The sequence below is a fragment of the Streptomyces sp. NBC_01498 genome (assembly GCF_036327775.1).
Lineage (GTDB): Bacteria > Actinomycetota > Actinomycetes > Streptomycetales > Streptomycetaceae > Streptomyces.
The window spans coordinates 5574074-5593964 of record NZ_CP109598.1; the positions used below are offsets into that span (position 1 = coordinate 5574074).

Sequence of the window (19891 nt, forward strand, 5' to 3'; positions counted from 1 at the left end):
CGCCGTCGGCCGGGTACGTCGTCGGCGGCGTGGTGGTGCGTGGCCGTGCGGTTCGTGGGCTGTGCGGTGGGGTCGGCGGAGCGCGTCGTCGGTGTGCGCGGCGCGGTCAGCCCGCCGGGTCGATCTCCCGCAGCAGACCGGTCGACACGTCGAAGACGAAGCCGCGCACGTCGTCGGTGTGCGGAAGGAACGGTGAGGTCCGTACCCGCCGCATCGACTGCCGTACGTCCTGGTCCACGTCCCGGAAGGACTCCACGGCCCAGGCCGGACGCTGCCCGACCTCCATTTCCAGTTCGTGCCTGAAGTCCTCGGTGAGGGCCTCCAGGCCACAGCCGGTGTGATGGATGAGGACGACGCTGCGGGTCCGCAGCGCGCGCTGGCTGATGGTGAGGGAGCGGATGACGTCGTCGGTGACGACGCCGCCCGCGTTCCGGATCGTATGACAGTCGCCGAGCTCCAGGCCCAGCGCGTCGTGCAGGTCGAGACGGGCGTCCATGCAGGCGACCACGGCGACGCGGAGCACCGGGCGGGCGTCCATGCCGGGGTCGCCGAAGTTCTCGGCGTAGCGCCGGTTGGCGTCCACGAGTCGATCGGTGACCGTACCGTCGGTGCGGGCGGCGCCGGCGGAAGCCGGGGCGGGCGCGGCGGGGAGGTGCGCGGAAGTCGACATACCCATAGACGGTAATGCTCAGCCCCCTCCGGGGACCGCTGTACGACGGGACAAACATCGTCAACGAGGGCCGGTGTGAGGTAAGCCACACGGGTGCGGATCCTGTTCCGCGGACGAGCGGGGACGCCGCTGTCGATCGCACGCGATCCCGTCACCGGCCCCGTCCGGATCTTCACGAGATCTCCGCCCCGGCGTCCGTCCGAGCCCCCCGGCTTCCCCTCCGACGTCCCTCCGGCCTCCCTTCGACGTCCCTCCGGTTTCCGTCCGGCCTCCCTCCGGGCTCCGACGGTTCTCCGTCCGGCCCGTCGCCGACGCACCGTCGGATCGCCGTCGTCCGACGCCCGTTCCCCCGCCGGACCCCGCCGCCGCTCCGCCCGCAGCGGTCCGTGCGACGCGCTGGCCGGTTGATTGACCGGGATGGCCTGTGGACTAAAGTGACGCCGAGTTCACGGACATCCTGAACACCCTGCCGGAACACTCCCCGAATTCCCCCGCGTGTGCGGCGTACGTGCGGCCCGGCCTCCTCACGCTCGGCGGTACGTCCGTCCACGCCGGACCTGAGAGGGCGCATGAGCGAGCGCAGCCAGCCAACCGGGCCCCGCGAGGACCGCGTATGACCGCGACCCGGCACGTTCCGGTGATGCTCGACCGGTGTCTCCAACTGCTCGCCCCCGCCCTCGCCGCACCCGGCGCCGTCGTCGTCGACTGCACCCTCGGGCTCGGCGGCCACAGCGAGGCACTGCTCAGCACCTTCCCCGCCGCCCGGCTGGTCGCCCTCGACCGGGACAAGGAGGCGCTGCGGCTCTCCGGCGAGCGCCTCGCCCCGTACGGCGACCGGGCCACCCTCGTGCACGCCGTCTACGACGAACTCCCCGACGTGCTCGACCGGCTGGGCATCCCGCGCGTCCAGGGCGTCCTCTTCGACCTCGGCGTCTCGTCCATGCAACTCGACGAGGCGGAGCGGGGGTTCGCGTACGCCCAGGACGCCCCGCTCGACATGCGGATGGACCAGTCGGCCGGCATGAGCGCCGCCGAGGTCCTCAACACCTACCCGCCGGGCGAACTGGTGCGCATCCTGCGGGCGTACGGCGAGGAGAAGCAGGCCAAGCGCATCGTCTCGGCGATCGTCCGGGAACGCGCCGACAAGCCCTTCGGCAACAGCGCCCGGCTGGTCGAACTCATCCGCGACGCCCTGCCGCAGGCCGCCAAACGCACCGGCGGCAACCCCGCCAAACGCACCTTCCAGGCCCTGCGCATCGAGGTCAACGGCGAACTGTCCTCCGTGGAGGCGGCGATCCCCGCCGCGGTGAAGGCCCTCGCCGTCGGCGGCCGTATCGCCGTACTCGCCTACCACTCCCTCGAAGACCGCCTGGTCAAGCAGGTCTTCGCGGCCGGCGCCACCGTCACCGCGCCGCCCGGTCTGCCCGTCGTGCCCGAGCGCTACCAGCCCCGGCTCAAGCTCCTCACCCGGGGCGCCGAACTCCCCACCGAGGAGGAGGTCGCCGAGAACCGCCGGGCCGCCCCCGCCCGGCTGCGCGGCGCGGAACGGATCCGGGAGGACGTGCGGTGAGGGGCCCGGCCAGGCAGCTGAGGGGGCGCGCCGCGCGGCTCGCCCGGCTGATGCCGACGACCGGGCCGAGTACCGCGGCGCGTACGCCGTTCGTCCTGCTGGTCGTCGTCCTCCTCGGCGGCGGGCTGATCACGCTCCTCCTGCTGAACTCCTCCCTCAACGAGGGCTCGTTCACGCTCAGCGAGCTCAAGAGGAAGACCACCGACCTCACCGACGAGCAGCAGGCCCTCCAGCGGGACGTGGACGGCCTCTCGGCGCCCGACGCGCTCCAGCGCCGCGCCCGGGAGCTCGGCATGGTGCCCGGCGGCAGCCCCGCCTTCCTGCACCCCGACGGCAGCGTCAGCGGCGTCCCCGCCGAGGCCGACGCGCTCCCGTACACCGCGCCGTCCGCCATGGGCGCCACCCCGCCCGCCGCGCCGGGCCTGCCCGCTTCGCTCGCCCCGTCCGTGACGCCCTCGCCGGCGCCCGCGGACCCGGCGGCGACCCCGTCCTCCTCAGGAGGAGCCCCGTCCGCCACCCCGTCGGGCACCCCCTCCGCGTCGGCCGGCCCGCGCGGCGGCCCCTCCGGCGGGTCCCGGCCCGCGGCGACGGCCGGCACCCCCACCCCGACGACCTCCGGCAGGTGACGCAGTGCCCCCCGAGCAACCACCGCGCCGCCGCGTCCCCGGGCCCGCCCGCGGCGCGGGCGGCCGGCGCCCCCGGCCCGAACCGCGCGCCCCGCAGCGCCCCGCGCCCGCCGGCCGCCCGCGCCGCCCCGCCCAGGGCCGGCCGCGCCCCGGCTCCCGTACCCCGCACCGCATCCAGCTCGGCGACCACCGGCCCCGGCTGCGGCTGGTCAGCATCGGTCTGACCCTGGTGATGCTGGTCTTCGTCGTCCGGCTGCTCCAGGTGCAGGCGGTCGACGCCGACGCGTACACCGCCAAGGCGGAGAAGAACCGGTTCATGAGCGTCACGCTGGCCGCCGAGCGCGGCGAGATCACCGACCGCGCCGGAGTCGCCCTCGCCACCAGCGTCGACGCGCACGACATCACGGCCGACCCGAAGATGTTCACCCCCGGCGACAGCAACGTCCCCGACGCTCCCGAGCAGGCCGCCGCGCTCCTCGCGCCCATCCTCGACAAGGAGCCCGAGACGCTCGCCAAGCAGCTCTCGGCGCCCCGGTCCCGTTTCACCGTCCTCGCCCACCGCCAGACACCCCAGGTCTGGAACCAGATCAGCGATCTGCGGGCCGTCCTCGCCGAGAAGGCCGACACCGCGCGTGCCGCGCTCGTCGCCAAGGGCGGCAAGGCCGACGACGCGCCGACCAGCGTTCTCGCCGGGGTCTTCCAGGAGCCCAGCAGCAAACGGGTGTACCCCAACGGGGACCTCGCCGCCGGGATACTGGGGTACGTCAACGCGGCCGGCCACGGGGGCGGCGGCGTGGAGTCCATGCTCGACGCGAAGCTGTCCGGCCAGGACGGCGAGATCACCTACGCGCACTCGGGCGGCCGGCGCGTCCCCACGGCCGACTCCGAGGAGACCCCCGCCGTCCCCGGCACCGACATCGAGCTCACCATCGACCGGGACATCCAGTGGGCCGCCCAGCGGGCCATCACCGACCAGGTCGCCGAGTCCAAGGCCGACCGGGGCTACGTGATGGTGCAGAACACCCGGACGGGCGAAGTGCTCGCCATGGCCAACGCCCCCGGCTTCGACCCCAACGACCTCTCCCAGGCCGACGCCACCGCCATGGGCAACGCCGCCCTCCAGGACGCCTTCGAACCGGGCTCCACCAGCAAGGTCATGTCCATGGCCGCCGTCCTGGAGGAGCAGGCCGCCACCCCCGGCACCCATGTCACCGTGCCCAACCGGCTGCACCGGGGCGACCGCCTCTTCAAGGACGACATCGACCACCCGACCTGGTATCTGACCCTCAACGGCGTCCTCGCCAAGTCCAGCAACATCGGCACCATCCTGGCGACCGGGCAGCTCGGCAGGACCCAGCCCGAGGCCAACAAGGTCCTCCACTCCTATCTGCGCAAATTCGGCATCGGCAGCCCCAGCGGCCTCGGCTATCCCGGCGAGACCCAGGGCATCCTGGCCGACCCGGGGGACTGGTCGACCTCGCAGCAGTACACGATTCCCTTCGGCCAGGGCCTGTCCGTCAACGCCATGCAGGCCGCCTCGGTCTACTCGACCATCGCCAACGGAGGCGTACGGATCGAACCCACCCTGGTCCGCGGCACCCAGGGCCCCGACGGCCGCTTCACCCCCGCGCCCGCCCCGAAGAAGACCCGGGTCGTCAGCGAGCGGACCGCGAAGACACTCGCCACCATGCTCGAATCCGTCGTCGGCGACGAGGCGGGCACCGGCACCAAGGCCCGTATCCCCGGCTACCGCGTCGCGGGCAAGACCGGCACCGCCAACCGGGTCGACCCCGAGACCGGCCGCTACAAGGGCTACACGGCCTCCTTCGCGGGCTTCGCGCCCGCCGACGACCCGCAGCTCACCGTCTACTGCGCCATCCAGAACCCCACCCGGGGCAGCTACTTCGGCGGCCAGATCTGCGGCCCCATCTACAAGGAGGTCATGGAGTTCGCTCTCAAGAGCCTCCAGGTCCCACCGACCGGCAGGAAGTCCGATCCCCTGCCGGTCGAGTTCAAGCCCGGCGAGTGACCCGAGGAACAACCCAGTGACAACGATCACCCCCGACTCCGGGAACCACGACGACCCGTCCGACACCCCGACGGACGCCCCCGCCACCCGGCGCCCCTCACGTGGCCGGGCCCCCGCCGAGCCCGGTACGCTCACCGCCGTGCCCCACGCAGATCAGTACGTAACCACCACAAAGGACGCGCCCGTGAACCATCCCGGAGCGCCCCGCCCCCAGCAGGTCCGGCCGACCCCGCTCGCCGGCCTCGCCGCCCGGCTGGGCGCCGAGCCCCCGGCCGACGGAGCGGCGACGGGCATCACCCACGACTCGCGGGCGGTGCGCGAGGGTGACGTGTACGCGGCCCTGCCCGGCTCCCGCTTCCACGGCGCCGACTTCTCCGCCCAGGCCGCCGACCTCGGCGCGGCGGCGATCCTCACCGACCCGGCCGGCGCCGAACGCGCCGCCACGACCGGCCTGCCGGTGCTGGTCACCCCCGACCCCCGGGGCGCCATGGGCGAACTGGCCGCCGAGATCTACGGCCACCCCGGCGCCGGTCTGCTCCAGATCGGCATCACCGGCACGTCCGGCAAGACCACCACCGCGTACCTGGTCGAAGGCGGCCTGCGCGGCGCGGGACACCACACCGGGCTCATCGGCACCGTCGAGATGCGGATCGGCGACGAGCGCATCAAGTCCGAGCGCACCACCCCCGAGGCCACCGACCTCCAGGCGCTCCTCGCCGTCATGCGCGAACGCGGTGTCGACTCCGTCGCCATGGAGGTTTCCAGCCACGCGTTGGTGCTCGGCCGGGTCGACGGCTGTGTCTTCGACATCGCCGTCTTCAACAACCTCAGCCCGGAGCACATGGAGTTCCACTCCGGCATGGAGGACTACTTCCAGGCCAAGGCACGGCTGTTCACCCCCGAACGCAGCCGGCTCGGCGTCGTCAACTTCGACGACGAGTACGGCCGCCGGCTCGTCACCGAGGCGGGCGTGCCCCTCACCACCTTCTCCGCCGAGGGCCACCCCGACGCGGACTGGCGCGCCGAGGACGTCGAGGTCGGCTCGCACGGCAGCACCTTCACCGTGGTCAGCCCCAAGGGCGAGCGGATCCGCGCCCAGGCCCCGCTGCCCGGCCCGTTCAACGTGGCCAACACCCTGGCCGCCGTCGTCACCCTCGCCGTGGCCGGAATCGACCCCCAGGTCGCCGCCGACGGCATCGCCGACGTCCCCGGCGTCCCCGGCCGGCTGGAGCGCGTCGACGCCGGCCAGCCCTACCTCGCCGTCGTGGACTACGCCCACAAGACCGACGCCGTCGAATCCGTCCTGCGCTCCCTGCGCAAGGTCACCCGGGGCAAGGTGCACATCGTCCTCGGCTGCGGCGGCGACCGCGACCGTTCGAAGCGCCCCTCGATGGGCGCCGCCGCCGCCCGGCTCGCCGACACCGCCGTACTGACCTCGGACAACCCGCGTTCCGAGGACCCCCTCGCGATCCTCGCCGCGATGCTCGCGGGCGCCGCCGAGGTGCCCATCCACGAGCGCGGCGACGTGCTGGTCGACGCCGACCGCGCGGCGGCCATCGCCTCCGTGGTCTCCCGCGCGGGCGAGGGCGACACCGTCCTCATCGCCGGGAAGGGCCACGAGCAGGGCCAGGACATCGCCGGGGTGGTGCGCGCCTTCGACGACCGCCAGGTGCTGCGGGAGGCCATCGAGCGCTCCCGCGGCCGTCGGACCGAGCGCCCCGGCCAGGAATGAGGCAACCGTCCGGCGGCCCCGGACCGTGCCGTCAGAGCCCCGGCAGGCACGCGCGTGCCGCCGGCCGCGTACACCCCGTACGAGGACCCGTGCGGCGGCCCGCGGCGTGCCCGTACGGCGGACGCCCCGCCGCCCGCCGCCCGCGCGCCGGGCTCCCCGACGGCGCCCCCGCGCGCTCCCGCACGTCCCGCACCCCGCGCCGTCCGCCACCACCCCGCCGGGCCCCCGCCCCGCCGCCCTCCCCCTCCCGCGTCCCCTTCACCCGCCCACCACTTGCCGGACGGTCCCAGTGATCACCCTCTCCCTCGCCGAGATCGCCACCATCGTCGGCGGGCAGCCCCACGACATACCTGACCCCGCCGCCCGCGTCACCGGCCCCGTCGTCATCGACTCCCGCGCGGTGGCCGACGGCAGCCTCTTCGCCGCCTTCGCCGGCGAGAACGTCGACGGCCACGACTACGCCCGCCGGGCCGTCGAGGCGGGCGCCACCGCCGTCCTGGCCACCCGGCCCGTCGGCGTCCCCGCCGTCGTCGTCGAGGACGTCGTCCAGGCCCTCGGCGCCCTCGCCCGTGCCGTCGTGGAGCGCACCGGTGCCACGACCGTCGCCCTCACCGGATCGTCGGGCAAGACCAGCACCAAGGACCTCATCGCCCAGCTCCTGCGCCGCGCGGGCCCCACCGTGTGGCCGGAGGGCAACCTCAACAACGAGATCGGACTCCCGCTCACCGCCCTGCGCGTGACCGAGGACACCCGTTTCCTGGTCCTGGAGATGGGCGCCCGCTACATCGGCGACATCCGCTATCTCACCGGCCTCGTCCCCCCGAGGATCGGCCTCGTCCTGAACGTCGGCACCGCCCACATCGGCGAGTTCGGCGGACGCGAGCAGATCGCCGTCGCGAAGGGCGAGATGGTCGAGTCCCTGCCGTCCGCCGAGGACGGCGGTGTCGCCGTCCTGAACGCCGACGACCCCCTCGTACGCGCCATGTCCACCCGCACCAAGGCACGCGTCGTGCTGTTCGGAGAGTCCGACGAAGCAGACGTACGGGCAGAGAACGTGCACGTCGACCCCCTCGGCAGACCCTCCTTCCGCCTTCGAACACCCACCGGGTGCAGGGAGCTGACGCTGCGGCTGTACGGTGAGCATCACGTGTCGAACGCGCTCGCCGCGACCGCCGTCGCCCATGAGTTGGGCATGTCCGTCGACGAGATCGCCCTGGCGCTCTCCGAGGCGGAGACCCTCTCCCGCTGGCGTATGGAGGTCACCGAGCGCGCGGACGGCGTGACGATCGTCAACGACGCCTACAACGCGAACCCCGACTCCATGCGAGCAGCGCTCCGCGCGCTGGTCGCCATGGGCGGTGCCGCCAGGGAAACCGGTGGCCGCACGTGGGCGGTGCTCGGCCCGATGGCCGAACTCGGGGACGAGGCGCTCGCCGAGCACGACGCGGTCGGACGGCTCGCCGTCCGGCTCAACGTCAGCAAGCTCGTCGCAGTCGGGGGCAGGGAAGCGTCCTGGCTGCGACTGGGCGCCTACAACGAGGGTTCGTGGGGTGAGGAGTCGGTGCACGTGTCCGACGCGCAGGCGGCGGTCGATCTGTTGCGCAGTGAACTGCGTCCGGGGGACGTCGTGCTGGTGAAGGCTTCCAGGTCGGCCGGACTGGAGCGGGTCGCCCAGGCACTGCTCGGGAACGCTGTCGAGGGTGAGGTCTCCGGCCGATGAGGCAGATCCTCTTCGCGGGAGCCATCGGGCTCTTCCTGACCCTGATCGGCACACCGCTGCTGATCAAGCTGCTGGCCCGCAAGGGCTACGGCCAGTTCATCAGGGACGACGGCCCGCGCAGCCACGGCAGCAAGAAGGGCACGCCCACCATGGGCGGCATCGCCTTCATCCTCGCCACCCTGATGGCCTACGCCCTGGCGAAGGTGATCACCGGCGAGGACCCGAGGTTCTCGGGTGTGCTGGTCCTGTTCCTGATGACGGGGATGGGCCTGGTCGGTTTCCTGGACGACTACATCAAGATCGTCAAGCAGCGTTCGCTGGGCCTGCGGGCCAAGGCGAAGATGGCCGGACAGCTGATCGTGGGTATCGCCTTCGCGGTGCTCTCGCTCCAGTTCGCCGACGGCCGCGGCAACACCCCGGCCTCCACCAAGCTGTCCTTCGTCACGGACTTCGGCTGGTCCATCGGACCGGTGCTCTTCGTGGTCTGGGCGCTGTTCATGATCCTCGCCATGTCCAACGGCGTGAATCTGACGGACGGTCTGGACGGCCTGGCCACCGGCGCCTCGGTGATGGTCTTCGGCGCGTACACGTTCATCGGTCTCTGGCAGTTCCAGGAGTCCTGTGCCAACGCCCTGACCCTGACCAACCCCAACGCCTGTTTCGAGGTACGCGACCCCCTCGACCTCGCCGTCGTCGCCTCCGCCCTGATGGGCTCCTGCTTCGGCTTCCTGTGGTGGAACACCTCACCCGCCAAGATCTTCATGGGCGACACCGGTTCGCTCGCGCTCGGCGGCGCCCTCGCGGGTCTCGCCATCTGCTCCCGCACGGAACTCCTGATCGCCCTGCTCGGCGGCCTCTTCGCCCTCATCACCATGTCCGTGGTGATCCAGGTCGGCTCCTTCCGGCTGACGGGCAAGCGCGTCTTCCGGATGGCCCCGCTCCAGCACCACTTCGAACTCAAGGGGTGGTCCGAAGTCCTTGTCGTGGTCCGTTTCTGGATCATCCAGGGCATGTGCGTGATCGTCGGACTCGGTCTCTTCTACGCGGGCTGGGCGGCCGACAAGTGAGCGACCACCGGCCGGCCGGGGACCCGGCCGGCCTCCGGGCCCGGTGGCGGGGCAGGCGGGTCACCGTCGCCGGTCTCGGCGTCTCCGGTGTACCGGCGGCCCGCGCGCTGCGTGACCTCGGCGCCGAGGTCACGGTCGTCAACGACGGCGACGACGAGCGGGCCCGTACCCAGGCCGCCGAACTCGACGGCACCGGCGTCACCGTACGGCTCGGTGACGGCGCGACCCTCCCCGAGGGCACCGAACTGGTCGTCACCGCGCCCGGCTGGGGCCCCGGCAAACCCCTCTTCGCCGCCGCGGCCGAGGCCGGGGTACCGGTCTGGGGCGACGTCGAACTGGCCTGGCAGCTCAGGGGCCCCGACGCCGCGCCCTGGCTCGTCGTCACCGGCACCAACGGCAAGACCACCACCGTCCGCATGCTCGCCGCCATCCTCCGGGCGGCGGGCCTGCGCACCGAGGCGGTCGGCAACATCGGGGTCTCCCTGCTCGACGCCGTCCTGCCGGACGAGGACGGCCGGGAGAAGTACGACGTCCTCGCCGTCGAACTGTCCAGCTACCAGCTGCACTGGGCACCGAGCCCGCGCGCCCACTCCGCCGCCGTCCTCAACATCGCCCCCGACCACCTCGACTGGCACGGCTCCATGGCGGCCTACACCGCCGCCAAGGGGCGCGCCTACGAGGGCAACACCGTCGCCTGCGTCTACAACGCCGCCGACAAGGCCACCGAGGACCTGGTGCGCGAGGCGGACGTCGTGGAGGGCTGCCGCGCCGTCGGCTTCACCCTCGGCACCCCCGGCCCCTCCCAACTCGGCGTCGTGGAAGGCATCCTGGTCGACCGTGCCTTCGTGGAGAACCGCGCCGCCCAGGCCCAGGAACTCGCCGAGGTCGCGGACGTGAACCCGCCCGCCCCGCACAACATCGCCAACGCCCTCGCGGCGGCGGCCCTCGCCCGCGCCTACGGCGTCCCCGCGAGGGCCGTACGCGACGGACTGCGCGCCTTCCGCCCGGACCCGCACCGCATCGAGCACGTGACGGACATCGCGGGCGTGGCCTACGTGGACGACTCCAAGGCCACCAACACCCACGCCACGGAAGCCTCCCTGGCCGCGTACGACCCGATCGTCTGGATCGCCGGCGGCCTCGCCAAGGGCGCCTCCTTCGACGAACTGGTCGCGCGCTCCGCCGGACGGCTGCGCGGCGCGGTCCTCATCGGCCGCGACCGCGCGCTGATCGCCGAAGCCCTCGCGCGACACGCCCCCCACGTCCCGGTCGTGGACCTCGACCGGACGGACACTGGGGCGATGCCGGCGGCCGTCCGCGCGGCGGCACGCCTCGCCGAGACCGGGGACACCGTCCTGCTGGCCCCGGCCTGTGCCTCGATGGACATGTTCGTCAACTACAACAAGCGGGGCGAGGCGTTCGCGGAAGCGGTCCGCGCACTCGCCGCCGAGCACGCCTGACCGACCGGCGACCGTCCTGCGAGCGCGAGCCGCGACAGCCCCACCGGCCGGTCGCGCCGCGCACGACTGGAGGGGACAGCGAAGATGCCGGCCGACGACACCACGGGCACGGGCAGGGGACCGCACCGCACGCGCCCTCCGGCGCACCGGCGCTTCCCCGCCGCACCGCCCTTCCCCCCGCCGTCCGCGGCCCTGCCGGGCGGCCCGGCGGGCGTCCTCGGCGGCCCTCCACGGCTGTTCGGACAGCCCGGCCACGCCCTGCGCGGCCGGGTCCCCGGCACGGCCGTACGGGGCGCTCCCACGGCCCGCGGGCGGACCGCCGCCCCCCGGGCCCGGGGACCCCGGCCGCCGCGCGGCCACCGCGTCCGGCGGATGTACGAGAGGGCCCGCCGCACCTGGGACCGCCCCCTCACCGCGTACTACCTGATCCTCGGCGCGAGCCTGCTGCTCACCGTCCTCGGTCTGGTGATGGTCTACAGCGCCTCGATGATCAAGGCGCTGGAGCTCTCGCTGCCCGGCTCGTATTTCTTCCGCAAACAGTTCCTGGCCGCCACCATCGGCGCCGGACTGATGCTGCTCGCCTCCCGGATGCCCGCCAAACTGCACCGCGCGCTGTCCTACCCGCTGCTCGTCGGCGCGGTCTTCCTGATGGTCCTCGTGCAGGTCCCGGGGATAGGGCACGCGGTCAACGGCAACCAGAACTGGATCTACCTCGGCGGACCCTTCCAGCTCCAGCCCAGCGAGTTCGGCAAGCTGGCACTGATCCTGTGGGGCGCCGACCTGCTCGCCCGCAAACACGACAAGAGACTGCTGACCCAGTGGAAACACCTGCTGGTGCCGCTCGTCCCGGTCGCGTTCATGCTGCTCGGACTGATCATGCTCGGCGGCGACATGGGCACCGCCATCATCCTCACCGCGATCCTCTTCGGGCTGCTGTGGCTCGCGGGGGCGCCCACCCGGCTCTTCGGCGGGGTGCTCGCCGTCGCCGTCACCCTCGGCTTCGTCCTCATCGGCACCAACCACAACCGGATGTCCCGGCTCGCCTGCATCGGCGCGAAGGACCTCGGCCCCGACGGCCAGTGCTGGCAGGCCGTGCACGGCCTCTACGCGCTGGCCTCCGGCGGATGGTTCGGTTCCGGACTCGGCGCGAGTGTGGAAAAATGGGGTCAACTCCCCGAACCGCACACCGACTTCATCTTCGCCATCACCGGTGAGGAACTGGGGTTGGCGGGGACGCTGTCGGTACTCGCCCTGTTCGCGGCTCTAGGCTATGCGGGTATCCGCGTGGCCGGACGCACGGAGGACCCCTTCGTGAGGTACGCGGCGGGAGGTGTGACCACGTGGATCACGGCGCAGGCCGTGGTCAACGTCGGCGCGGTGCTCGGTCTGCTGCCGATCGCCGGAGTGCCGCTCCCGCTGTTCTCCTACGGAGGCTCAGCCCTGCTGCCGACCATGTTCGCTGTCGGACTGCTGATCGCGTTCGCGCGAGAGGATCCCGCCGCGAGAGCGGCCCTGGCCATGCGAAGGCCCGGCGTGAGATGGAAGACGATGAGACGGCGCGTCACGAGGCGTCCGTCCGGAGAGCGGTGAATTTCGGTGCATGTCGTACTCGCCGGTGGGGGGACCGCCGGCCACATCGAGCCCGCGCTCGCCCTCGCGGACGCCCTGCGCAGGCAGGACCCCACCGTGGGGATCACGGCCCTCGGCACGGAGCGCGGACTGGAGACCAGGCTGGTACCCGAGCGGGGGTACGACCTGGCCCTCATCCCCGCCGTCCCGCTGCCGCGCAAACCCACCCCGGAACTGATCACCGTCCCCGGGCGGCTCCGCGGCACCATCAAGGCCGCCGAGCAGATCCTGGAGCGCACCAAGGCGGACTGCGTCGTCGGCTTCGGCGGCTACGTCGCCCTGCCCGGCTATCTCGCGGCCAAGCGCCTCGGGGTGCCGATCGTCGTCCACGAGGCCAACGCCCGCCCCGGACTCGCCAACAAGATCGGGTCCCGGTACGCGGCGGCCGTCGCCGTCTCCACGCCCGACAGCAAGCTGCGGGGCGCCCGCTACATCGGCATCCCGCTGCGCCGTACGATCGCCACCCTGGACCGGGCGCGGGTCCGTCCCGAGGCGCGCGCCGCCTTCGGACTCGACCCCAACCTGCCGACGCTGCTGGTCTCCGGCGGCTCGCAGGGCGCCCGCCGGCTCAACGAGGTGGTCCAGCGGGCCGCCCCGCTGCTCCAGCGCTCGGGGATCCAGATCCTGCACGCGGTCGGACCGAAGAACGAAATGCCGCGCGTGGACAACATGCCGGGAATGCCCCCCTACATCCCGGTACCGTATGTCGACCGGATGGATCTCGCCTACGCGGCGGCGGACATGATGCTCTGCCGCGCCGGCGCGATGACCGTCGCCGAACTCTCCGCCGTCGGGCTCCCGGCCGCCTACGTACCGCTGCCGGTCGGCAACGGTGAACAGCGGCTCAACGCCCAGCCGGTGGTGAAGGCGGGCGGCGGGCTGCTGGTCGACGACGCCGAACTGACGCCCGAGTGGGTCCAGGGCCATGTGCTCCCGGTGCTCGCCGATCCGCACCGGCTGTACGAGATGTCCCGCGCGGCGGCCGAGTTCGGCCGCAGGGACGCGGACGAATTGCTGGTCGGCATGGTGTACGAGGCGGTCGCAGCGCGCCGCCAGGGATAGGGAGGCAGGGTCAGTGGCCGGACCGACGACCGCCGAGCGCGGTGCCGTACGCACCGAGTCGGATTCCGGCCGGACCCGGTCGGGCCGGCCCCCGGCCCGTCGTTTCCGGCTTCCCGGACGCCGTATTCTGCTTGTTCTGACTTCCGTGATCCTGATCGGCGGGGGCGGAATCTGGCTGCTTTACGGCTCCGCCTGGCTGCGGGTCGAGGAGGTGCGGACTTCGGGCACTCGGATCCTGAAGCCCGCCGAGGTGGAAGCCGTAGCGACAGTTCCGATCAACGCACCGCTGATTTCCGTCGACACCGAAGCGATCGAGCAACGACTTCGTCAGAAGCTTCCGCGTATCGACTCCGTCGATGTCATTCGGTCATGGCCGAACACCATCGGTCTGAAAGTGACAGAGCGAAAGCCCGCGCTGCTTATCAAAAAGGGCGCAAAGTTCATCGAAGTGGACGCGGGCGGCGTGCGATTCGCGACCGTCGAGAAGGCGCCGAAGGGCGTACCGCTGCTGGAATTGACGGCCGATCAGCCATCGGCCGCCCGGCGCTTCCCGGACGCGCGGCTGACGGCCGGGGCGGTCCGGGTCCGCGACGAACTCCCGGACGAAGTCGCCCGGGACACCAGGGTGCTGAAGGTCCGTTCGTACGACTCGATCTCGCTGGAGTTGAGCGGCGGGCGCACCGTGATGTGGGGGAGCGCACAGGACGGCCGCGCGAAGGCGCGCGCGCTCACCGCCCTCATGAAAGCAGTTCCGAAGGGGGCGCACTTCGATGTGAGTGCGCCCACCGCCCCTTCCGTATCAGGGAGTTGACGCGTATATGTGCTGACCAGCACCCTGGTTGGTCAGCCCGGTGCGTGATCACATAGGGTGAAAAGAAAAACGGGAGGTTCGGCGTGTTCGTTGAACGTGCGCCACGTGTCGACTTAGTGTCCTGTTCGGAAGAGTCCAAGAAGCAGGCACACCGGTAACCCTAAACTTCAAGGTTAGGGTTCGGGTCGGCGTCCGGACCGTCCCATCGGCATCAGTCGTCGTCCCGCGTCAACAGCGGAGCGACGACACGTAACTCGAGGCGAGAGGCCTTCGACGTGGCAGCACCGCAGAACTACCTCGCAGTCATCAAGGTCATCGGTGTCGGCGGCGGTGGTGTCAATGCCATCAACCGAATGATCGAGGTCGGCCTCAAGGGCGTCGAGTTCATCGCGATCAACACCGACGCACAAGCCCTGCTGATGAGTGACGCCGACGTCAAACTCGACGTCGGCCGGGAACTCACCCGCGGACTCGGCGCAGGCGCGAACCCGGCAGTCGGCCGCAAGGCCGCGGAGGACCACCGCGAGGAGATCGAGGAGGTCCTCAAGGGGGCCGACATGGTCTTCGTCACCGCCGGCGAGGGCGGTGGCACCGGCACCGGCGGCGCTCCCGTCGTCGCCAACATCGCCCGCTCGCTCGGCGCCCTCACCATCGGCGTCGTCACCCGCCCCTTCACCTTCGAGGGCCGGCGGCGCGCGAACCAGGCCGAGGACGGCATCGCCGAACTCCGCGAAGAGGTCGACACCCTCATCGTCATCCCCAACGACCGCCTGCTGTCCATCTCGGACCGCCAGGTCAGCGTCCTGGACGCCTTCAAGTCGGCGGACCAGGTGCTGCTCTCGGGTGTTCAGGGCATCACCGACCTCATCACCACGCCCGGTCTGATCAACCTCGACTTCGCCGACGTCAAGTCCGTGATGTCCGAGGCCGGCTCGGCCCTCATGGGCATCGGCTCCGCCCGCGGCGACGACCGCGCGGTGGCCGCCGCCGAGATGGCGATCTCCTCCCCGCTCCTCGAAGCCTCCATCGACGGCGCCCGCGGGGTGCTGCTCTCCATCTCCGGCGGCTCCGACCTCGGTCTCTTCGAGATCAACGAGGCTGCGCAGCTGGTGAGCGAGGCCGCGCACCCCGAGGCCAACATCATCTTCGGCGCCGTCATCGACGACGCCCTCGGCGACGAGGTACGGGTCACCGTGATCGCGGCGGGCTTCGACGGCGGCCAGCCGCCGACCCGGCGCGAGAGCGGCCTCACCTCGGCCAAGCGGGACGACCAGCCGTCCTACCGGTCCTCCGCCCCCGAGCCGGAGCCGATCCGCTCCTCCGGCGGACTCGGCACCGTCCCCGCCCGTGAGGAGTCGTCCTCCCCCGAGCCGGCTCCGGCGGTCAACGAGAAGCCGATGACGGTCTCGCCGCCGCACGTCCCGCCGGCCCGTCCCTACCAGGACACCCAGGCCGAAGAGCTGGATGTCCCGGACTTCTTGAAGTGATAGGTCAGCACGACACGTCGATCTCGACGCGCGGCGCCCATTTCGCCTTCACCGACAGGTGGGGCGGGGTGAGCGCCGCTCCGTACGAGCGGCTCAACCTCGGCGGCGCGGTCGGCGACGACCCCGCCGCCGTCCGCGCGAACCGGACCGCCGCCGCCGAGTCCCTCGGACTCGACCCGGCGCTGGTCGTCTGGATGAACCAGGTGCACGGGCGGGACGTCGCCGTCGTGGACGGACCCTGGCCGTCACCGGAGCCGGGGCAGTCTCCGGAGCCGGGCACGGCGGCCGGGATCCCGGCGGTCGACGCGCTGGTCACCACCCGCCGGGGGCTCGCGCTCGCCGTCCTCACCGCCGACTGCGTACCGGTCCTGCTCGCCGACCCGGTGGCCGGAGTCGCCGCCGCGGCGCACGCCGGCCGGCCCGGACTCGTCGCGGGAATCGTCCCCGCCGCCGTCGGCGCGATGGTCGCGCGGGGCGCCGAGCCCTCCCGGATCACCGCCCGGACCGGACCCGCGGTCTGCGGACGCTGTTACGAGGTCCCCGAGGCCATGCGGGCCGAAGTCGCCGACGCCGTACCGGAGTCCTGGTCCGAGACGAGCTGGGGCACCCCCGCCGTCGACGTCGCCGCCGGGGTGCACGCGCAACTCGCGGCGCTCGGGGTGGCCGACCGGCACCGCTCGGAGGTCTGCACCCTCGAATCGGCCGACCACTTCTCGTACCGCCGGGACCGGCTCACCGGACGGCTCGCCGGTTACGTCTGGCTGGGGGCGTCATGACCGGTCGCGCCGACGAACTCGCGGAGAATCTTCACACGGTGGAGAGCCGAATCGCCGCCGCCTGCGCGGCGGCCGGCCGCGAGCGCGACGAGGTGACTCTCATCGTGGTCACCAAGACCTACCCCGCGAGCGACGTCCGCCTGCTGCACCAACTCGGCGTGCGGCACGTGGCGGAGAACCGTGACCAGGACGCGGCGCCCAAAGCCGCCGCGTGTTCGGATCTGTCACTGACATGGCATTTCGTGGGCCAGTTGCAGACCAACAAAGTCCGTTCCGTGGCCGGTTATGCCGATGTCGTGCAGTCTGTCGACCGAGTCAAACTGGTCTCGGCACTCTCCGCCGCCGCCGGGCGGGCGGACCGCCGGCTCGGCACGCTGATCCAGGTCGCGCTCGACGCCGACTCCGGCGCGCGCGGCGACCGGGGCGGCGTCGCGCCCGACGGGATCGGGGAGTTGGCGGCGGCCGTGGCCGGGGCACCCGGACTGCGGCTGGACGGTCTGATGACCGTCGCCCCGCTCACCGGACCGTACGCCGGCCGCCAACCGGCCGCGTTCGAGCGGCTGATGGAATTGTCATCCCTGCTGCGCGCGGACCATCCTGCTGCGAACATGGTGTCAGCAGGGATGAGCGCGGATCTCGAAGCAGCCGTGACGGCCGGAGCGACACATGTGCGCGTCGGTACTGCGGTACTCGGAGTCCGCCCCCGGCTCGGGTAACGTCGCGAAGCAAGTCGGACCACAGCAGAAAATATGGTCATTTCCACCGAATGGTGGATGGACCGAGTGGATCGCGGGCACTTGGTGACGAGGCCGATCCACCACAGAGCGGAGGACTCAGAGCATGGCCGGCGCGATGCGCAAGATGGCGGTCTACCTCGGCCTCGTGGAGGACGATGGGTACGACGGCCGGGGCTTCGACCCCGACGACGACTTCGAACCCGAGCCCGAACCCGAGCGTGAGCACCGGCGCCATCAGCCGGCGCACCAGGTCGAACGGGACGAACCAGTACGAGTGGTGCAGCCTCCTCCGCAGCGTGAGCGGGAGCGTCAGCCGGTGTCGGCATCGGCGGAAAACGGACGTCCTGCCCGAATCGCCCCCGTGGCATCCATCACACCTGAACGCCCCAGCCTGGAGAAGAACGCACCAGTGATCATGCCCAAGGTCGTCTCCGAACGAGAGCCCTACCGCATCACCACACTGCACCCGCGGACCTACAACGAGGCCCGTACCATCGGGGAACACTTCCGCGAGGGCACCCCGGTGATCATGAACCTGACCGAGATGGACGACACCGATGCGAAGAGACTTGTCGACTTTGCCGCGGGACTGGTCTTCGGTCTCCATGGCAGCATTGAGCGGGTGACGCAGAAGGTGTTCCTGTTGTCGCCTGCTAACGTCGATGTCACGGCGGAGGACAAGGCCCGCATCGCAGAGGGCGGGTTCTTCAACCAGAGCTGAGATCGACAACGGGAACGACCCGGCCGTGAGGCCGGACCAGAGAGAGCCAGGGGAGAGGGAAGCGCGGGATGAGCGTTGCGCTACAGGTGGTCTACATCGCGCTGATGTGCTTCCTCATCGTGCTGATCTTCCGGCTGGTCATGGATTACGTCTTCCAATTCGCCCGCTCATGGCAGCCCGGCAGGGCGATGGTGGTCGTTCTGGAGGGCACCTACACTGTCACCGATCCACCGCTCAAGCTTCTGCGGCGGTTCATTCCGCCGCTGCGTCTCGGGGGCGTGGCACTCGACCTGTCCTTCTTCGTTCTGATGATCATCGTGTACATCCTTATCTCGGTCGTCAGCGGCCTTGCGAGGGGAATGTGAGCGATACGGTCTTGCCGACTGCCGACGACTACGTAGAGGTGAAGAAGAGATGCCGTTGACCCCCGAGGACGTGCGGAACAAGCAGTTCACGACCGTCCGGCTCCGCGAAGGCTACGACGAGGACGAGGTCGATGCCTTCCTAGACGAGGTCGAGGCCGAACTGACGCGCCTGCTTCGTGAGAACGAGGACCTGCGCGCCAAGCTGGCCGCCGCCACGCGTGCCGCCGCGCAGAACCAGCAGCAGCAACAGCAGCAGGGGATGCGTAAGCCGCCCGAGCAGCAGGAGCGACCCGGCGCGCCCGTCCCCGCCGCCATATCGGGACCGCCTGTCCAGCAGGGCCCCCCGCAGATGGGCCAGCCGCAGCTGCCCGGTGGCCCCCCGCAGCTTCCCGCCGGCCCCGGCGGTCACGGCCCCGGCCCCGGTGGACACCCCGGTCACGGCCCCGGTCCCCAGGGACAGCACGGCCCCGGCCCCATGCAGGGACAGATGCAGGGCCAGATGCAAGGGCAGATGCAGGGCGGCCCCATGCAGGGACAGATGCAGGGGCAGATGCCCGGCCAGATGCAGGGCGGCCCCATGGGCGGTCCGATGGGTGGACCGATGGGCGGCCCCATGGGGCACGGCCCCGGCCCCGGTCAGGGCGGTCCCGGCGGCGACAGCGCCGCGCGTGTGCTCTCGCTGGCCCAGCAGACCGCCGACCAGGCGATCGCGGAGGCCCGGTCCGAGGCCAACAAGATCGTCGGTGAGGCACGCAGCCGCGCCGAGGGTCTGGAGCGGGACGCCCGTGCGAAGGCGGACGCCCTGGAGCGGGACGCGCAGGAGAAGCACCGCGTCGCGATGGGCTCCCTGGAGTCCGCGCGGGCGACGCTGGAACGCAAGGTCGAGGATCTGCGCGGCTTCGAGCGCGAGTACCGGACACGGCTGAAGTCGTACCTGGAGAGCCAGCTCCGTCAGCTGGAGACCCAGGCCGACGACTCGCTGGCCCCGCCGCGTACGCCGGCCGCGGCCTCACTGCCGCCGTCGCCGTCCATGGCACCGGCCGGTGCGGGCGCGATGGGGCACACCATGGGCGGCAACCCGTCCATGGGCGGCGGCCACGGGCCCTCGGGCGGACCGTCGTACGGGAACCAGCAGCAGATGTCCCCGGCGATGACCCAGCCGATGGCACCGGTCCGGCCGCAGGCGCCGCAGCCCATGCAGCCGATGCAGCAGGCTCCGTCGCCGATGCGCGGGTTCCTGATCGACGAGGACGACAACTGACGGGTGGCGGGCGCGGGAGTCGCGCACAGCCGTCGGCAGGCTGAAAGGGCCGGGCCCGGGGTTCACACCCCGGGCCCGGCCCTTTGCGTTGCCGCTGTGCCGCTGCGCGGGCCTGTTTCCCTGCCCGCCCCTTCCCGGCCCGGGTCTCCGCCCCGGGCCCCGTACGGC

General features: G+C 71.8%; 17 protein-coding genes. 16 read left to right on the top strand and 1 reads right to left on the bottom strand.

Annotated features, from left to right (window positions below; translation table 11 throughout):
* Window positions 1–106 precede the first annotated feature (106 nt).
* On the bottom strand, window positions 107–670 hold the full coding sequence (locus OG875_RS23780) for a beta-class carbonic anhydrase (protein WP_330176255.1): 564 nt from the start codon (window positions 668–670) through the stop codon (window positions 107–109).
* Window positions 671–1283: 613 nt separating this feature from the next.
* On the opposite strand from OG875_RS23780, the gene rsmH reads away from it, so the two are divergent.
* The 16 genes from rsmH (at window position 1284) to OG875_RS23860 (ending at window position 19723) form a co-directional block, all read left to right on the top strand.
* A complete protein-coding gene (gene rsmH / locus OG875_RS23785; RefSeq protein ID WP_330176256.1) occupies window positions 1284–2240 on the top strand; it encodes a 16S rRNA (cytosine(1402)-N(4))-methyltransferase RsmH in 957 nt (318 codons plus the stop codon).
* The gene (locus OG875_RS23790; RefSeq protein WP_443079183.1) at window positions 2237–2866 is read left to right on the top strand and encodes a septum formation initiator; all 630 of its coding nucleotides are present in this window, start codon (window positions 2237–2239) and stop codon (window positions 2864–2866) included. Before rsmH ends, OG875_RS23790 begins: the two co-directional genes overlap by 4 nt.
* Before the next feature lie 4 nt (window positions 2867–2870).
* Window positions 2871–4895: a peptidoglycan D,D-transpeptidase FtsI family protein gene (locus OG875_RS23795; RefSeq protein WP_330176257.1), complete on the top strand. Its 2025-nt coding sequence runs from the start codon at window positions 2871–2873 to the stop codon at window positions 4893–4895.
* Between the two features lie 184 nt (window positions 4896–5079).
* Window positions 5080–6627 (top strand): UDP-N-acetylmuramoyl-L-alanyl-D-glutamate--2,6-diaminopimelate ligase, encoded by a 1548-nt coding sequence (locus tag OG875_RS23800; RefSeq protein ID WP_330176258.1) that lies wholly within the window; start codon window positions 5080–5082, stop codon window positions 6625–6627.
* A gap of 289 nt (window positions 6628–6916) precedes the next feature.
* Window positions 6917–8347, top strand: coding sequence for a UDP-N-acetylmuramoyl-tripeptide--D-alanyl-D-alanine ligase (locus tag OG875_RS23805; protein ID WP_330176259.1), 1431 nt, complete (start codon window positions 6917–6919; stop codon window positions 8345–8347).
* The gene (gene mraY / locus OG875_RS23810; protein ID WP_330176260.1) at window positions 8344–9414 is read left to right on the top strand and encodes a phospho-N-acetylmuramoyl-pentapeptide-transferase; all 1071 of its coding nucleotides are present in this window, start codon (window positions 8344–8346) and stop codon (window positions 9412–9414) included. The genes OG875_RS23805 and mraY overlap by 4 nt, the downstream gene beginning before the upstream one ends.
* On the top strand, window positions 9411–10874 hold the full coding sequence (murD, locus tag OG875_RS23815) for a UDP-N-acetylmuramoyl-L-alanine--D-glutamate ligase (RefSeq protein ID WP_330176261.1): 1464 nt from the start codon (window positions 9411–9413) through the stop codon (window positions 10872–10874). Before mraY ends, murD begins: the two co-directional genes overlap by 4 nt.
* 84 nt (window positions 10875–10958) lie before the next feature.
* Window positions 10959–12464, top strand: coding sequence for a putative lipid II flippase FtsW (gene ftsW, locus OG875_RS23820; RefSeq protein WP_330176262.1), 1506 nt, complete (start codon window positions 10959–10961; stop codon window positions 12462–12464).
* Window positions 12465–12470: 6 nt separating this feature from the next.
* A complete protein-coding gene (gene murG, locus OG875_RS23825) occupies window positions 12471–13565 on the top strand; it encodes an undecaprenyldiphospho-muramoylpentapeptide beta-N-acetylglucosaminyltransferase (protein WP_330176263.1) in 1095 nt (364 codons plus the stop codon).
* Window positions 13566–13578: 13 nt separating this feature from the next.
* A complete protein-coding gene (locus OG875_RS23830; protein ID WP_330176264.1) occupies window positions 13579–14376 on the top strand; it encodes a cell division protein FtsQ/DivIB in 798 nt (265 codons plus the stop codon).
* Between the two features lie 275 nt (window positions 14377–14651).
* Window positions 14652–15863: a cell division protein FtsZ gene (gene ftsZ / locus OG875_RS23835; protein ID WP_330176265.1), complete on the top strand. Its 1212-nt coding sequence runs from the start codon at window positions 14652–14654 to the stop codon at window positions 15861–15863.
* Window positions 15860–16639 (top strand): peptidoglycan editing factor PgeF, encoded by a 780-nt coding sequence (gene pgeF, locus OG875_RS23840; protein ID WP_330176266.1) that lies wholly within the window; start codon window positions 15860–15862, stop codon window positions 16637–16639. The genes ftsZ and pgeF overlap by 4 nt, the downstream gene beginning before the upstream one ends.
* Entirely contained in the window at window positions 16636–17355 is a 720-nt protein-coding gene (locus OG875_RS23845) for a YggS family pyridoxal phosphate-dependent enzyme (RefSeq protein ID WP_330176267.1), read from the top strand. Before pgeF ends, OG875_RS23845 begins: the two co-directional genes overlap by 4 nt.
* 124 nt (window positions 17356–17479) lie before the next feature.
* On the top strand, window positions 17480–18097 hold the full coding sequence (locus OG875_RS23850; RefSeq protein WP_330176268.1) for a cell division protein SepF: 618 nt from the start codon (window positions 17480–17482) through the stop codon (window positions 18095–18097).
* 68 nt (window positions 18098–18165) lie between these two features.
* On the top strand, window positions 18166–18462 hold the full coding sequence (locus OG875_RS23855; protein WP_330176269.1) for a YggT family protein: 297 nt from the start codon (window positions 18166–18168) through the stop codon (window positions 18460–18462).
* A gap of 49 nt (window positions 18463–18511) precedes the next feature.
* A complete protein-coding gene (locus tag OG875_RS23860) occupies window positions 18512–19723 on the top strand; it encodes a DivIVA domain-containing protein (RefSeq protein WP_330176270.1) in 1212 nt (403 codons plus the stop codon).
* The last annotated feature ends 168 nt before the right edge of the window (window positions 19724–19891 follow it).

What these genes read in the sequence shown, in the direction of transcription:
- OG875_RS23780 (WP_330176255.1), bottom strand. Translation starts at nt 670, where the DNA reads ATGTCGACTTCCGCGCACCTCCCCGCCGCGCCCGCCCCGGCTTCCGCC.
- rsmH (WP_330176256.1), top strand. Translation starts at nt 1,284, where the DNA reads ATGACCGCGACCCGGCACGTTCCGGTGATGCTCGACCGGTGTCTCCAA.
- mraY (WP_330176260.1), top strand. Translation starts at nt 8,344, where the DNA reads ATGAGGCAGATCCTCTTCGCGGGAGCCATCGGGCTCTTCCTGACCCTG.
- ftsW (WP_330176262.1), top strand. Translation starts at nt 10,959, where the DNA reads ATGCCGGCCGACGACACCACGGGCACGGGCAGGGGACCGCACCGCACG.
- OG875_RS23845 (WP_330176267.1), top strand. Translation starts at nt 16,636, where the DNA reads ATGACCGGTCGCGCCGACGAACTCGCGGAGAATCTTCACACGGTGGAG.
- OG875_RS23850 (WP_330176268.1), top strand. Translation starts at nt 17,480, where the DNA reads ATGGCCGGCGCGATGCGCAAGATGGCGGTCTACCTCGGCCTCGTGGAG.
- OG875_RS23855 (WP_330176269.1), top strand. Translation starts at nt 18,166, where the DNA reads ATGAGCGTTGCGCTACAGGTGGTCTACATCGCGCTGATGTGCTTCCTC.
- OG875_RS23860 (WP_330176270.1), top strand. Translation starts at nt 18,512, where the DNA reads ATGCCGTTGACCCCCGAGGACGTGCGGAACAAGCAGTTCACGACCGTC.